Origin of the sequence: Neobacillus drentensis (genome assembly GCF_036965425.1) — a bacterium.
Taxonomy (GTDB): Bacteria; Bacillota; Bacilli; order Bacillales; family Cytobacillaceae; genus Neobacillus; species Neobacillus drentensis_F.
This window is the reverse complement of record NZ_JBALPP010000060.1, coordinates 25436-40591: the sequence shown is the minus strand read 5'-3', so window position 1 is coordinate 40591 and position 15156 is coordinate 25436. Positions and strand designations below refer to the sequence as shown.

The following is a 15156-nucleotide window of genomic DNA, read 5'->3' as shown; positions in this document are numbered from 1 at the left end:
AGAAAAAATAGCAATCCTTAATTGGATTGCTATTTTTTTGGCTGTTTATTGCTCTTTATTGATTTTCAATGGGAGGGGAGTATTCTCCAATTTCTTTTCCATGATAGTAATAGCCTGTTTAAATTCCTGAAGGATGACCTCCTTATCGCCAAATAGAAAGATTTGGTCGCCTTCGTGTATTTCGGAATGATAGACATTTTTTCGAATAATCAAGTCGCCTCGTTTGATAAACAAGACGACGAAGTCCAACTGGTCAAGGTCATTTATCGCTTGCCTCAGTGTTTTTGAAACAGCAAAAGATTCCTCAAACATATGAAGGTTAAGCAAGAGATCCTCGCTATTTGTTAAAAATACTTCGCGTATGGGCAAATCGGCCAGCTCCACATTCTGTCTCATTTTTCGATTAAACAGCCCCGCCAGTTTCTGCTGCACCCAGGAAAGCTTTAATCCGCCAAATGCCAGTAAGATGGCCCCGCCCACATACAATACTTCATCCATACTCAGCTCATTTGATAGGAAATTGCTAATCGAAGAAATGATAACGGCCAGGGAGAAGGCTCCAAAGAGGATAAGGAAGGTGGCGAGTTTCCTTCGGACTGGATGGCCCAAGATCAGCTCGGATTCTCCTGTCGTAAAGCCGGTGCCGGTCATCATCGAAATAACCTGAAACCTGGAAACCTCTACTTTAAGACCAGTTAGCTGAAATAGTATAACGTGAATTTCGATAACCACTAGAATGATGATGAAATAGATGAATAAAAAAAGTAAATTCATTTTTCACCCCACAAAAAATGAGTTGAGGCACGCATGCCTCAACTTTCGATTATTGCATTTTCTCATTATAGAATTTCACGGAATACAAAGCTCCCTCGTCTACCATTTTATTATCCTCCACATCATGAGGATGCGGGACCCCTCCTTTTGCGATTGGGAGATTTTCACTTTTATGAAAGGGGGTCGGTTTTACTTTTCGTTTCAAATCGCGAAGCTTGCTTTCAGCTTTTATCCGGTTGGGTTTTGACGATAACCACCATGCAGCAGATGCCCCTAAACCTACAACAATCATTGATTTAATTGGCAGCGTTGTTTTCATCATCAAGGCCTCCTTTAGCTTTTCAATAGCTTTCAATGGCTATTTAACAGTTAAATACCCATTTGCATTCCGAATGAAACATAAGTTTTATTTTTTTCAAAAACGGGGAATTAGATAGAAAATGGTTGCCGAAAGGAGACGTTATGAAAAAATATAATTTGTCCAAAAAGTGGAAATGGTCTCAATTCAGTGCAAACGACATGGAGCGAATCAAACCGCTCCTTTTACAAGATGGCAATGAATGGCTCAAAAAGGTACGGGATAATCGCAGCAATTATTTGAGAGTGAAAGCCCCCGAAAACGGGGAAAAGGTGGTTTATGGATCGCTTATCTATCAGCAAAGTTTTGAAGACGATCAAGATTATAAGATTTTTCATTTTTATGTAACAGAGGATCAATGGATCACTGTGGACCTTGCCCTTTCTATGTTTAAACATATCAATCTTGAATTTCTTATCAGGCAAATCAATCGAACGGAACATGCCGTGGATGGATTCCTCATTTTTCTAGGGGAACTGATGAATGAAATGCTGGTGGAGATCGATCAATTCGAAGTGGAGCTGAAAACCCTCATATGGAGCATTCGTAATAGAAATGAGACAGGAATTCTCGAAAAAGTCTATCGGCGCAGGCATGAGCTGCTGGTTTGGAAAAGTCTGCTGATTCCGATACGCGAATTAAAAATGGGGATCGAGGAAGCGGATTTTGAAGAAGTATCAAGAGGAGAAATATTTACGAGAACATGCAGGCGGATTGAACGTGCGGTAGTCCTGCTCAACGAATATGAACATGAAATCGACTCGATTATTAATTTAGAAGAAGTGATTTCCTCCCATCGCGGCAATGAAATCATGAAAACCCTAACGGTCATCACTATTATCTTCACGCCGATAATGGCTTACGGGGCCTTGTGGGGAATGAATTTCAAGTATATGCCGGAGCTTGGATGGAGGCATGGCTATTTATTTGCCTTTATACTGGTAATCTTTACGACTCTCTTGCTGTATGGTTATTTGAAAGTCAAAGGCTGGACAGGCGATCTCCTAAAGGGAAAAAAAAGAGGTTCCTTTTTTAAATAATAGCTGTGTTAAAGACCATAGTTGATTTATAACACTGTTGATTGGAGCGGAAGGCACGAAGACTCCTCGAAAATGCTAACGCATTTCCTTCGTGCGTGGGCGGGTTCGAGGATGCAATTCAATATCCTGTGAGAGTACGGGGCAGGGGAGACCCCGCAGGCGCTTTAGCGCCGAGGAGGCTCCCCAGCACGCCCTAAGGTGCGCGAAGTGCCTGGAGCGCAAATCAACAACTAAGTTTAAATAATAGGTTTTGATCCCCAAAAATGTGGTACTACATGAGTATAAGGTTAAAACAACCTTATAAAAAATCAGAAGGAGGAATTCAAGATGGACCGAAAAGATGATCAGAACATGAGCATGGAAGAACGAGGACGAAAAGGTGGACAAGCCACCGCCGAGAAACATGACAAGGAATTCTATCAGGAGATAGGTCGAAAGGGCGGGGAAGCCACTTCTGAGAATCATGACAAGGAATTTTACCAAGAAATTGGTCGCAAAGGTGGGGAAGCCACTTCTGAGAATCATGACAAGGAATTTTATCAAGAGATTGGCCGCAAAGGCGGGGAAGCGACTTCTGAAAATCATGATAAGGAATTCTATCAAGAAATTGGTCAAAAAGGCGGAGAATCGCGCAATAACCAGCGGAATGACGACTAAAGTATCAGAATAACGATATTGTAAAAAAGCTTGCACAACATCGTGCAAGCTTTTTCCATTCTTTCAATCGGGAGAGTTTTTTTTAGCCAAAAACGGGTATGTATCTCTTAAACAGTGATAAGCAGGGAGAAGGGCATATGAAAAAGCATAGATTGGAATTTTTCTTGGTAATCTTGATGCTGGCTTTAGGATATTTAGTACTATTCAGAGACATCTCTTTTCAGTGGAAAGCGGTATGTATCGCTCTTTATGGTGTCATCATCTTCAGTACGGTGTTTTCGTTAATGATGGAAAATCGCTCCGCACAAAGTACGCTTTTATGGATTTACATCTTAGTGTTATTGCCTATATTCGGATACATCTTTTATTTGTATTCCGGTCAGTTGCTGTTAAAAGGTCTTCTCTTTAAACAAAAGCGCATAAATGATCGTGAGATTTTTGAAACCAGTCACCACAGATTAATGTTCGACTTTTCTCAGCTCAATGAGCGCCAGAGGTGTTTTGCCCGCTACTTGGAGCGGATGACCTTAACCCATCCAAACACAAATACGAAAACAAAAGTTTTAAAAAATGGCAAGGAAACCTTTCGGGAAATCAAACAAAAGCTTTTGAATGCGAAGGAATTTATTCACTTGGAATATTATACATTCCGCTATGACAGGCTCGGAAAGGAGCTAATCGCGATTTTAGCGGAGAAAGTGAAAGAAGGAGTAGAGGTTAGATTGCTGTATGATGCAGTAGGCAGTATGTGTCTTTCAAGATCAGATCTTAATGCAATGCAGGACGCCGGTGTTTCTGTTTATCCGTTTTTGCCCATCAAAAGCGGATTTTTGAATCAAAAATGGAATTTCCGCAACCATCGTAAGATCATTGTCATCGACGGCACATCAGGGTTTGTCGGCGGCTTGAATGTTGGGGTGGAATATCTCGGGGAGGATGAAAACATCGGATTTTGGTGTGATACGCATGTCTATTTGGAAGGAGACGCGGTTCAGACGCTGCATAAGGTTTTTTTGGCAGATTGGGAGTATGTTTGCAGGAAGAGGTTAATGGAAGAGAGGAAACCAATGCAGGTGGAAAGGCAGCCAGAGGACAAATCAAGGCAAGCGGATACGAAACTAATCTCCGTTGTTAAGGATGGCTTGGTCCATGTCGTGGCGACCGGTCCAGAAACACGCAAGATGAGCGATCATTTTTATGCGATGATTACCTGTGCGGCCAAATCGATTTGGATTGCTTCTCCGTACTTTGTCCCTAATCAAGCGATTCTGACAGCCTTAAGGATTGCGGCTGCAAAAGGGATCCAAGTCCGGGTGATGGTACCGGAAGTGAATGATGGCTTTCTGACCCAATATGCTTCCCGCTCGTATTTTCCAGAGCTATTACGTGCCGGAATCGAAATTTACACGTACCAAAAGGGATTTTTACATAAAAAACTGATCATCGTCGATGGGGATATTGCCTCGATTGGAACTGCTAACATGGATTTGCGCAGTTTTCATCTAAATTTTGAAGTCAATTTATTTTTAACGGGGACGGAGTCGGTACAAGACTTGATTGTCCAATATGAAGAAGACCTAAGGGAATGCCGTCGGATTCGTCCTGTTCAATTTTACAAACGCCCGACGTCTGAACGGGTGAAGGAATCTTTTGCGCGCTTGTTTTCGGGTGTTTTATAAAGGCAATTTTCGCAAAGATTGTTGTTTTTCGTATAGGCTTATCAACCCGTTTAACATGATTCTTCGTGGCATCTTTTCGTAAAGACAAGTGCGAAAATTGCCTAGAAACTTTGTAAATGACCCTTAATTAGTTCTACAAGCAACAAAGTTTACGAAAAGAGCCTTTATAAAAATGAAAATGAGGTGATGATTTGCTGCAATCAAAAGCATTTCGAGTTGGCTGCGGACTGCTGCTTGTTTTCTTAATAGTCCTAGTCGGGATGAAAATCAATTTTGTGTTCCAGCCGGTAATCATCCTAATCCGAACTCTTTTTTTTCCTTTTTTAATTGCAGGGGTGTTATATTACCTGTTTCGACCGCTAGTCCATTATCTGGAGTCGAAACAAATCCCGCGAACACTAGCGATATTCTTAATCTATATCATAGCTGCTGCCCTGATTAGTTTATTGGCCTATCTCGTCGGACCCATTTTGCAGAGGCAGATTAAGAGTTTGGTAGAAAGCGGTCCTGCCTTAATAGAGTTCATTCAAGAAAAAATAAAGGGCTTGCAGGCTGGTAAATGGCTGAATCAATACAAACAGGCGGGCTCTGATACGATTGCTGAAAATGCATCTAAGATTGGGACAAAAATAGTTGATTTTATTGGAATGCTTGCGGAAATTGTGACTGTTCTTGTGACGGTTCCGTTTATTTTATATTACATGTTAAAGGAAGGCGAAAAGGCACCGAAACAGATGATTCGATTATTGCCGCCAGGGCAGCAGAAAAACGGACGAAAAATTTTAGCTGATTTGGATGAAGCCCTCAGCTCCTATATACATGGTCAAATTCTTGTCAGCTTCAGTGTAGGAGCACTTGCTTTTCTGGGTTATTTAACCATTGGTCTTGATTACTCGCTGCTTGTTGCCATAGTGTCAATGTTTACCAATGTCATCCCTTTTCTCGGCCCCATTATTGCCATCATCCCCGCCTTGATTATTGCTGGTTTAGATTCTCCAATGATGATTATCAAGGTCTTGCTTGTCATGGTAATCGTCCAACAAATTGAAGGACATATTATCTCGCCCCAGGTGATGGGCAAAAAGCTTGAGATTCATCCCCTCACGATTATCTCCTTACTGCTCGCAGCTGGAAGTATGGGAGGCATACTTGGGTTAATCCTAGCGGTGCCGGTATATGCTGTCTTGAAGGTGATTGTCTATCATAGCGTGAAATTATGGAAGCTGCGAAAAGAGCAAACCATGGAGGAAAAAATGATAAACGGGACTTCGTAAACACGGGTTTTACCATTCCACTATAAGGGTATGTAAATGGCAGGAAAAGAAGAGGAGGAACCGATATGCTGACAGAACAACAACTGATTTTTTTAAACCACAAATTAATCCAGACCAAACAAGAAATGCTCCAAGTGCTAGAGGGGAACCAGTCAATCACGTTCGAGGATTTTGGGGAGTTAACCAGCTATGACAACCACTTTGCCGATCAAGCCACCGAATTGGATGAAATCGAAAAACAAAAAATGATCCAGCAGACAGCCAAAAATATAGTCGATGAAGTCGATGAAGCACTGGAGCGGATGCGGGAAGGAACATATGGACTCTGCATCGATACAGGAGAAGGAATTCCGTTTGCGAGGCTTGAAGCTCTTCCTTATGCTAAGCGGACAGTAGAGGCACAAGCAACGTTTGAGAAGAAAGGGGCTATAAGCTTTCTTGAAGAAAAATCATTTTCCACGCCAAAACAAAATACAAGAGGAGATACACGAATTCAGACAGCAGACGAATTGATGACTGTGCATGGCAACTCATCATCCTAACTCCAACACATTTTGTAAAAGGAGGAGAAGTGGATGGTTATAAAGTTAGTAAGTGTTGCCCTATTAATCGCCTTAACGGGCTTCTTTGTTGCGATTGAATTTGCAATCGTCAAAGTACGTCCATCGCGGATTGATGAATTGGTGATGAGCGGAAAAAAAGGGGCTGTTTCCGCAAAACGGGTCGTGACCCATCTGGATGAATATTTATCAGCCTGTCAGCTCGGGATCACCGTGACAGCGCTTGGACTTGGCTGGCTGGGGGAACCGACCGTAGAAAAGCTGCTCCATCCATTGTTTGAATTGCTTCATTTGGGTGACGCAGCGGCAGGAATTTTGTCATTGATAGCTGCTTTCATTTTGGTCACTTTTTTGCATGTTGTGGTAGGGGAATTGGCACCCAAAACGGTCGCCATCCAAAAATCCGAAACCATCGCACTTCTTTTTTCCAGACCTATCATTTGGTTTAACAAGGTGATGTATCCCTTTATCTGGTTGTTAAATAGTTCTGCCCGGTGGCTGGCTGGCCTGTTTGGCTTAAAGGCTGCAGGTGACCATGAGCTGGCGCACTCAGAAGACGAGCTGCGGCTGCTGTTGGAGGAAAGCTATAAAAAAGGGGAAATCAATCAGAATGAATATCAATATGTTAACAATATTTTCGAGTTTGATGAACGCGTGGCCAAAGAAATCATGGTGCCAAGGGTGGAAATGAGCTGCCTTTCGGTAGAGGATACGCTGGAGGAGGTCATTCAAAAGTTGAAGACAGAAGGGTTTACCCGCTATCCGGTCATGGAGGAAGACAAGGATCACATTATTGGTGTAATGAACGTAAAAAGGTTTTTGACAGCCAAAATAATGAATCAAGGTCCTTATCAAAATTGGAAGATTAAATCCTTCATCCAGCCAGTAATTCGTGTCATTGAGACGATTCCGATTCATGATTTATTGATTCGGATGCAAATGAATCACACCCACATGGCAATTTTAATGGATGAATACGGCGGCACGACTGGGTTGGTGACGGTTGAAGATATCATTGAAGAAATCGTAGGCGAGGTAAGGGATGAATTTGATGCAGATGAAGTCGCCGAGATTCGGACGCTAGCAGCTGGGAAACACTTTATTGTCAATGCGAAGGTAGGAATTCGTACCTTAAACGAGCTGCTTGGGACCGACTTGATCGCCGAGGATGTGGACACAATTGGCGGATGGTATTTAACCCAAAACACTGATGCATGTAAAGGCTCAATAGTGGAAGCAGATGGATATATGTTCAAAATACATGAAGCGGACGGTTGCCACCTCATGTATTTGGATGTAGAAAGGGTTGGTTAATAAAGTGTGTACTTGCTCTCTATATAACGGGCTGTTTCGAAAAACAGCCCCCTTAGCTAAATTCACCTAGAGCAGAAGGGCTATTAGGCCAGCTAGTATATTTTGGTATAATAGAAAAATAGATTCTGAAATTTTCTAAAAAAATAGGTTTTGACTTTTAGAAATGTGGGTATGTAAAAAATAAATAGTTTCAGAGGTGAGAATGGCATGAACTTAAAGATAGAGAAGCAGCAGAGTGAAAAAGGAATATTGGTGCTGGTGGCAGGTGAAATTGATGCGTTTACAGCCACGAAGCTCCGAGAGGAACTATTGCTGCTGGCTGAAGGAAACAATAAATCGATTATTATCAATCTAAAGGATGTATCCTACCTGGATAGTACCGGTTTGGGTGTCTTTGTCGGTTTGTTTAAACAGCTCAAGAAAAGTGGCAGAGAATTACAGCTGACGGATTTATCAGACCGGCTCAAGCGCCTTTTTGAAATAACAGGCTTAAGTCATATTATGAATATTTCAGTAAATTAGAGGTGGGGGAACATGAACGAAGTCATGGATTATATTGAAATGAAAATTCCGGCAAAACCGGATTACGTTGGTGTTATCCGCTTAACGTTATCGGGAATTGCCAGCCGCATCGGTTATACATATGAGGAGATTGAGGACATGAAGATCGCGGTAAGCGAGGCCTGTACCAATGCGGTTCAGCATGCTTACTCCATGGATGAAGGCGGCGAAGTGATTATCGGTTTTGGGATCTATCCCGACAAGCTGGAAATCATGGTCGCGGACAGCGGCAAGAGCTTTAATTTTATCCAGACAAAAAATGAACTAGGCCCTTACACTGAATCCAGTACGGTCGAACAGCTGTCAGAGGGAGGGTTAGGTTTATTTTTGATTGAGACGCTTATGGATGAAGTCAGGGTTTTAGAACATTCCGGAGTTACGGTCTTCATGGTGAAGTATCTGAGTGGGGAGCGTGAAAATCATGACCAAACCATTGCAAACCGTGAAACGAACTAAGGAAGAAATCGATGCCCTGATATGGGAGTTCCAAGAAAACGAGAGCGCATCGGCACAAACGATTCTTGTGGAACATTACACCGCATTGGTCGGGAGCCTGGCGAGGAAATACTCACATGGGAAAGAATTTCACGAGGATATCATGCAGGTTGCGATGATCGGGCTGTTGTCAGCAATCAGACGGTATGATGCAAGCGTCGGAAGATCGTTTGAAACGTTTTTAATTCCGACCGTCATCGGTGAAATCAAGCGATTTTTACGGGATAAAACCTGGAGCGTACATGTACCGAGACGAATTAAAGAAACCTGGCCGAAAATTAAAAAAGTGGTGGACGAGCTGACGAATCACTATCAACGCTCACCAAAGATCCATGAAATTGCTGCACATATGGAGATTTCCGAAGAGGAAGTATTGGAAGCGATGGAAATGGGAAAAAGCTATCAGGCCACTTCTGTCGATCAATCGATTGAAACCGGTAAGGATGGAAGTTCCGTCACGGCCCATGATATTATTGGAAGAGATGATGAGGGCTTTGAAAAAGTCGATCAGCGGCTCCTTCTCGAGAATGCTCTTCAGGTTTTAAACGACCGCGAAAGGGAAATCATCCATTGCACGTTTGTTTCCAACCATAGTCAAAAGGAAACAGGCGAGCGATTGGGGATCTCGCAGATGCATGTTTCGAGGCTGCAAAAAAAGGCGCTTGAAAAACTGCGAAAGGCTGTTGAGGACAAAGCCTATCAGCGGGTGGAATAAGGTGTGCTTTTAAAGCGGTTTAAATGGCCGTCTTTTGGGCACAGCGGCACTTGTTCCACTCTTTTTGCTTTAATACGTTAATACACTCAGGTGTCAGGCGCCTTCTCGGGAGCAGGAATTTTTTTTACAAAAAAGGGGTTGGCTATCGGATGCCTATGAAAATTGCCATTGTGGACGATAATGTGACGAATTTAATGATTATTGAAAAAATCTTGCAGAAGGCGGGCTATCCTAGATTGGTTAAGCTGAAATCTGCCAAGGAGCTATATCAATATTTGCAGTTGGATGGGGCTGGTCCTTCTTCTGTGGTGCCGGTAGATTTGATTTTGATGGATTTGATGATGCCGGAGATTGATGGGCTTGAGGCTTGCCGAACGATTCTGGCCGATGAGCGGTACTGCGACCTGCCAATCATATTTGTCTCGGCGATGGGAGATTCGTATAAGATGGCCGAGGCGATGGATGCGGGAGCGCTGGATTATGTGATGAAGCCGATTAATAAAGTGGAACTGCTTGCGCGGATTCGGTCGGTGCTGCGATTGAAGCATGAGAAGGATTTGCGCAAGGAACGGGATCAGCGGATTCAATATGAACTGGATTTGGCCAGGCAGGTGCAGCGAAGTATGCTTAGTCGTCCGATTCAGGAAGGCGATGTCACAATTTCTGCGGTGTATAAGCCGTCCTTTGAGCTGGCCGGGGACTTGTATGCTTGGTACAAGATAAGTCCGAGCCGGTATGGCGTTATTTTGCTTGATATGATGGGACACGGGATTTCGTCTTCATTGATCTGCATGTATATTTATTCTGCTTTGAAAGATACGATTACGGGGATATCCGATCCGGAGCAAGTTATGAAGGAGCTGAACCGGCGCATGAATCAGCTTCACATGCCTGATAGTCTTTTAAACTATTATTTTACGGCGATTTATTTTGTCCTGGATACGGAAGAGCGCAGCATCGAGTATGTGAATGCCGGGCATCCGCAGGGGATGGCGCTGGTGGATGGGGAAGTAAGGATGCTGGATAAGGGTTGCTGTGCGCTCGGTTTTTTTGAGGAGATTGAGGTGGCGAAAGGCGTGATTCCGTATAAGGAAGGAGCGCGGATATTGCTGTTTACAGACGGGTTGTCGGAGTGGCTGGAGGAAGAGTACGCGGATGCGCGCGAGAAGCTGATCAGCTGCTTGCAGGAAAATGACAATCCGGAGTCGCTGCTGCACCAGCTGCAGCCATGCTCCGAACTGGTGAGTGCCCAAAAGGACGATATGTGTCTGGTGATGGTGTCGGCGAATTGAGTGTTGTTGCTGGATAGAGGATTTTGCGAGAAATGTTTTGGGTGGGCACTGTGGACGGGTCATAGTGCCTGTTGGCGTGGAAAAAAATGTGCGTGGTTCACAGTGCCCGTTGGCATGAAAAAGTAGTACAGCCGGTCACTGAGGCGTGTACAGGGACTGGGCTCACCTGTTTTGCCCCAGCCCAGCCGTATATCCTCCTACACAAAAGCTAATCCCATCTTACTCCGCCAAATAGGCCTGCAGCATCCAACGGTGTTTTTCCAACGAAGTCCGAATCTCAATAAACAAATCCGCTGTCGGCTGGTCATCTTTGTCCTCGGCTTCCGTGATCCCTTCCTTCAGCTCACCGCAGACCGTATTAAAATCATCCGCCAGCGCCTGAACCATCTCGGACGACGACTCTTCGCCCGATGCCTCCTGAATCGAAGCCAGCTTCAATTGCTCCTTTAAAGTTGCCGTTGGTGAAAACCCCAATGACAGCATTCTTTCGGCAATCGTATCCATATGAAGAGCCGCTTCCGCATACAACTCACCGAATTTGACATGCAGCGTGAAGAAATTTTCGCCTTTCACATACCAGTGATAATGGTGCAGCTTCATATACAACACCGAGAAATTGGCCACCTGTTTATCGAGCGTTTCTGTCAACATCATGTTTTTATCTTTTGTTTTTGCCATATAAATAACCTCCATAACTAGTGATACCTATTTAATACCCCAAGCCAAACATATGAAACTATGAAATTTTTCCCATAGGGCTTAATTCCCATTGGGCTACCAGGAAATAAACGATATGATAGAATATAGATAGATTTTACAAAAAATAGGAGGGGGGCTGCATCGCAATGAAGGGCTTCAACTTCAACATACGAACAAAAATTATCACAGGCTACCTGACCATCCTGGCCTGCCTGGTGCTGGCTCTGCTCATGGTCATGAATAGGATGACAGCGCTGCAGAACGAGGTTGACTTTATATCCCAGCATGATATTGAGGTCCACGATCTCGCCAATCAGATTCAAAAAAATGTGCTCGAGATGGAAACCGGAATGAGAGGGTACGCGATTACGGGCGATGAGGCATATCTTGAGCCCTATCACGAGGGGAGCCGCAGCTGGCTCGACAACTACAATAAACTTCATTCCCTGATTAAGGGCAACAGCACTCAGCAGCGGAACCTCGAGGAGATTAAACCGCAGATTGAAAAATGGCAGGCAGACTCCGGTGAATATGTCATCAATAATAAAAAGGCAAATAACACTGCCGCTTTAAACGAGCACTTCACGAAAAACACTGGAAAGAAAGTGACCGATCAGCTTCGGACCCAGCTAGAATCCTTTCTTGATAAGGAAAAAAAAATGACGGATGACCGTACCTCCAAGCTTTTACAAAACAATACCAATTTAAAATTAATCATATATGCCATCATCTTTTTGGTCACGGTTATTACCGTTGCCACTGCCATTTTCTTGTCCAATTCGATCGTCAGGACGCTACGACAGGTCGTGAAAACGATTAAAAGCATCACCGATTCCGAGGTCGACCTGGCAACACGAATCGAAGTGCATACCAAGGATGAGACTCGGGAGCTGGCAGAGGCGATGAACAGCCTGTTGAACAGCCTCGAAAAACAGAGCTGGGTGGAAAAGAGCATGACGGAAATTTCCACCATGTATCAGGGGATCACGGATATTACCGATTTGGCGAAATCCTTTATAACTAAGCTTACACCCTTGCTTGACGCCGCTTACGGAGTCGTCTATCTACGCAGAAATCAAGGCGGCGAGATCGACTTCGTCAAGGTGGCGGGCTACGCAGTCGCGGAGGAAGAACGCGCCGCTGCCAGCTTCAAGCTGGGAGAAGGGCTGATCGGCCAAGCGGCACTTGATAAGAGGATTTTTCTCATCGATAAACTGCCGGAAGACCATATCAAAGTGACTTCCGGTTTAGGCGATTCCTCGCCGAGAAATTTATTGGTGGCTCCGATTCTCTATGACGGCAGGGTGGAGGCCGTGGTCGAATTTGCCGCGCTCAAGCCGTTTCTTTCTCAGCACCTGACCTTGCTCGACCTGCTCCAGGACAAATTTGGCTCATCGATTACGAGCGTGCTTGGGCGGATGGAAGTGGAAAGGCTGCTTGGAGAATCGCAGGTATTAACGGAGGAATTGCAGGCGCAGTCAGAAGAGCTTCAGGCACAATCCGAAGAATTGCAGATGCAGCAGGAGCAGCTCCGGATTTCAAATGACTTTTTGGAAGAACAGAAGCACGACGCCGAGCAAAGAGCGACCGAGCTAAAAAAAGCGAAAGACGAGCTGGAGGAGTATTCACTCAAATTGAAGATGAGTTCGCAATTTAAATCCGATTTTCTGGCGAACATGTCGCATGAGCTGCGCACGCCGCTGAACAGCATCCTCATTTTGTCGCAAATGCTCATGGAGAATAAGGCCGAATTGGATCAAGATGAGGTCGGCGAGTACGCCCGCGTCGTTAATACCGCCGGTGCCGATTTGCTGAGGCTGATTGATGATATCCTCGATTTATCAAAAATTGAAGCAGGAAAAATTGAGATCCTGACCGATGAAGTCAATGTGACCGAGCTGCCGCAAATATTGAAGAGCTTATTTACCCCGGTAGCGGCAAAAAAGAATTTGAAATTTGAGGTGCACAGACATCCAAATGTCCCTGCGGTCATTTCGACGGATGGTCAACGATTGCAGCAAATTTTAAAAAATCTGTTATCCAATGCCTTCAAATTTACGGAACAGGGCTCTGTATCGGTATGCATTAATCTCGCTGACGCAGAAAAAGTACCTGATATCCCTGCAGGAGTGCCGGTGCTGGCGATCTCTGTCACGGATACCGGAATCGGGATTCCGCTCGAAAAACAGCAAATTATTTTTGATGCTTTCCAGCAGGTCGACGGGACGACGAATCGGCAATACGGCGGGACAGGTCTCGGGTTATCGATTTGCCGCGAATTTACCCGTCTGCTTGGAGGTGCCCTTGACGTAGAGAGTGAGGTTGGCAAGGGAAGCACGTTTACATTATATATCCCGAGCAAACTGGACCGGGACATCCTGGCACTGGAGGAAGTGGCAGCTGCCATTAGCGTAACGACAGAGGACGAGGAGAGAATAGAAGAAGAATCGACTCCAGCCGAACAAACGAAAACCACGAATGATCAGCTGTTTAAAGGGAAAAAAGTGCTTTTGGTGGAGGACGACGGACGAAATGTATTCGCCATCGTCTCGGCTCTTGAGTGCAAGGGTGTATCTGTACAAGTGGCAAAGAACGGGAAACAGGCAATTGAAATTTTACAAAAGCAAGAGTTTGATTTGATTTTTATGGACATCATGATGCCGATCATGGGCGGATATGAAGCGATGACGATTATCCGAAATGAACTCGGGATGCACGATCTGCCGATTATAGCCTTGACGGCCAAGGCCATGAAGGGCGAGCGCGACAAATGCATGGAGGCAGGAGCCTCGGATTATATCATGAAGCCATTAAATATCGATCAGTTGTACTCGCTGATGCGGGTGTGGCTGACTGAGCAGGTGAACCCGCGGTGAATCCCATCATATCCCAAGATACAGAGGTATTGGCGCTGAATGAGAGGCAGGAAGTCGAAATCAATCTGCTTCTCGAAGGTCTCTATCAAATGTACGGCTACGACTTTCGCAGCTATGTCCGCGCCTCATTGACACGAAGAATCCTGAACCGGATGAAAGCGGAGCGGCTCCCGACGATTACAGCTTTATTGGAAAAAGTGCTGCATGAGCAAGGCTATTTGGAGCGTCTCCTCAATGATTTATCGATCAGGATGACGGAAATGTACCGTGACCCGAGCTTCTTCGCTGTCATTCGCAACGAAGTAGTGCCGCTCTTGCGGGAGCTTCCGGAGATTCGGATCTGGCACGCCGGCTGTGCAACAGGGGAGGAGGTCTATTCCATGGCCATCCTGATCGAAGAGGAGGGGCTGGCGGAAAAAACCCGCATCTACGCGACCGACATGAATGAAAAAGCCCTTGTCGCTGCTCAAAAAGGCGCATTTCCTTTAAAAAAAATGCAGCAATATACGAAAAATTATTTGAAAGCCGGCGGTAAAAAGGCCTTTTCCGAATATTATTCGACAGACCATCAATTTGCCTATTTTCGGCCGAATTTGAACGAGAACCTGATTTTCGCCCAACATAATTTGGTGACAGACGGCTCGTTCAATGAGTTCCATATGATCCTCTGCCGCAATGTAATGATTTATTTTGACAATAACCTGCAGCAGCAGGTGCACCGCCTGATGTACAACAGCCTGGCGCAGGGCGGTTTCATGGGACTCGGAAGCAAGGAATCGATTCTGTTTATGCCAAAGGGGCTGCAATACGAGGAATTCAATCCACAGGAACGGATCTATCGAAAAGCTTTTTAAAGAAGAAA

15 protein-coding genes are annotated in these 15156 nt (G+C 44.7%); 12 read left to right on the top strand and 3 right to left on the bottom strand.

Features of this window, described 5'->3' with window-relative positions:
- Positions 1 to 45: 45 nt before the first annotated feature.
- Both V7161_RS16565 and V7161_RS16560 read right to left on the bottom strand, forming a co-directional pair.
- The gene (locus tag V7161_RS16565) at positions 46 to 774 is read right to left on the bottom strand and encodes a hypothetical protein (RefSeq protein WP_335714071.1); all 729 of its coding nucleotides are present in this window, start codon (positions 772 to 774) and stop codon (positions 46 to 48) included.
- Positions 775 to 823: 49 nt separating this feature from the next.
- On the bottom strand, positions 824 to 1096 hold the full coding sequence (locus V7161_RS16560) for a hypothetical protein (RefSeq protein WP_335714070.1): 273 nt from the start codon (positions 1094 to 1096) through the stop codon (positions 824 to 826).
- A gap of 140 nt (positions 1097 to 1236) precedes the next feature.
- Here V7161_RS16560 and V7161_RS16555 point away from each other — a divergent pair, with 140 nt between their 5' ends.
- The 10 genes from V7161_RS16555 to V7161_RS16510 all read left to right on the top strand — a co-directional run bounded on the left by V7161_RS16555 (position 1237) and on the right by V7161_RS16510 (position 10719).
- Positions 1237 to 2172, top strand: coding sequence for a magnesium transporter CorA family protein (locus V7161_RS16555; protein WP_335714069.1), 936 nt, complete (start codon positions 1237 to 1239; stop codon positions 2170 to 2172).
- Between the two features lie 327 nt (positions 2173 to 2499).
- Entirely contained in the window at positions 2500 to 2829 is a 330-nt protein-coding gene (locus V7161_RS16550) for a general stress protein (protein ID WP_420491631.1), read from the top strand.
- A 137-nt stretch (positions 2830 to 2966) separates the two neighbouring features.
- Positions 2967 to 4508 carry a cardiolipin synthase gene (gene cls, locus V7161_RS16545; protein ID WP_335714068.1) on the top strand — a complete coding sequence of 514 codons (1542 nt, stop codon included), beginning with the start codon at positions 2967 to 2969 and terminating at the stop codon, positions 4506 to 4508.
- 191 nt (positions 4509 to 4699) lie between these two features.
- Positions 4700 to 5782, top strand: coding sequence for an AI-2E family transporter (locus tag V7161_RS16540; protein WP_335714067.1), 1083 nt, complete (start codon positions 4700 to 4702; stop codon positions 5780 to 5782).
- A gap of 65 nt (positions 5783 to 5847) precedes the next feature.
- Positions 5848 to 6324, top strand: coding sequence for a TraR/DksA C4-type zinc finger protein (locus V7161_RS16535; protein WP_335714066.1), 477 nt, complete (start codon positions 5848 to 5850; stop codon positions 6322 to 6324).
- Positions 6325 to 6357: 33 nt separating this feature from the next.
- A complete protein-coding gene (locus V7161_RS16530) occupies positions 6358 to 7656 on the top strand; it encodes a hemolysin family protein (protein ID WP_335714065.1) in 1299 nt (432 codons plus the stop codon).
- Positions 7657 to 7863: 207 nt separating this feature from the next.
- Complete coding sequence (locus V7161_RS16525) at positions 7864 to 8178, top strand: anti-sigma factor antagonist (RefSeq protein WP_335714064.1); 315 nt, start codon at positions 7864 to 7866, stop codon at positions 8176 to 8178.
- A 12-nt stretch (positions 8179 to 8190) separates the two neighbouring features.
- The gene (gene rsbW / locus V7161_RS16520; protein WP_223594831.1) at positions 8191 to 8673 is read left to right on the top strand and encodes an anti-sigma B factor RsbW; all 483 of its coding nucleotides are present in this window, start codon (positions 8191 to 8193) and stop codon (positions 8671 to 8673) included.
- On the top strand, positions 8639 to 9427 hold the full coding sequence (gene sigB / locus V7161_RS16515; protein ID WP_335714063.1) for an RNA polymerase sigma factor SigB: 789 nt from the start codon (positions 8639 to 8641) through the stop codon (positions 9425 to 9427). Before rsbW ends, sigB begins: the two co-directional genes overlap by 35 nt.
- Positions 9428 to 9582: 155 nt before the next feature.
- A complete protein-coding gene (locus tag V7161_RS16510) occupies positions 9583 to 10719 on the top strand; it encodes a fused response regulator/phosphatase (protein WP_335714086.1) in 1137 nt (378 codons plus the stop codon).
- Positions 10720 to 10938: 219 nt separating this feature from the next.
- Here V7161_RS16510 and V7161_RS16505 read toward each other — a convergent pair whose 3' ends face one another.
- On the bottom strand, positions 10939 to 11397 hold the full coding sequence (locus tag V7161_RS16505) for a Dps family protein (protein ID WP_335714062.1): 459 nt from the start codon (positions 11395 to 11397) through the stop codon (positions 10939 to 10941).
- 167 nt (positions 11398 to 11564) lie between these two features.
- Between V7161_RS16505 and V7161_RS16500 the strand changes: the two genes are divergently transcribed.
- Positions 11565 to 14294, top strand: coding sequence for a CHASE3 domain-containing protein (locus V7161_RS16500; protein ID WP_335714061.1), 2730 nt, complete (start codon positions 11565 to 11567; stop codon positions 14292 to 14294).
- Positions 14291 to 15148: a CheR family methyltransferase gene (locus V7161_RS16495; RefSeq protein WP_223594824.1), complete on the top strand. Its 858-nt coding sequence runs from the start codon at positions 14291 to 14293 to the stop codon at positions 15146 to 15148. Before V7161_RS16500 ends, V7161_RS16495 begins: the two co-directional genes overlap by 4 nt.
- Positions 15149 to 15156: the final 8 nt, after the last annotated feature.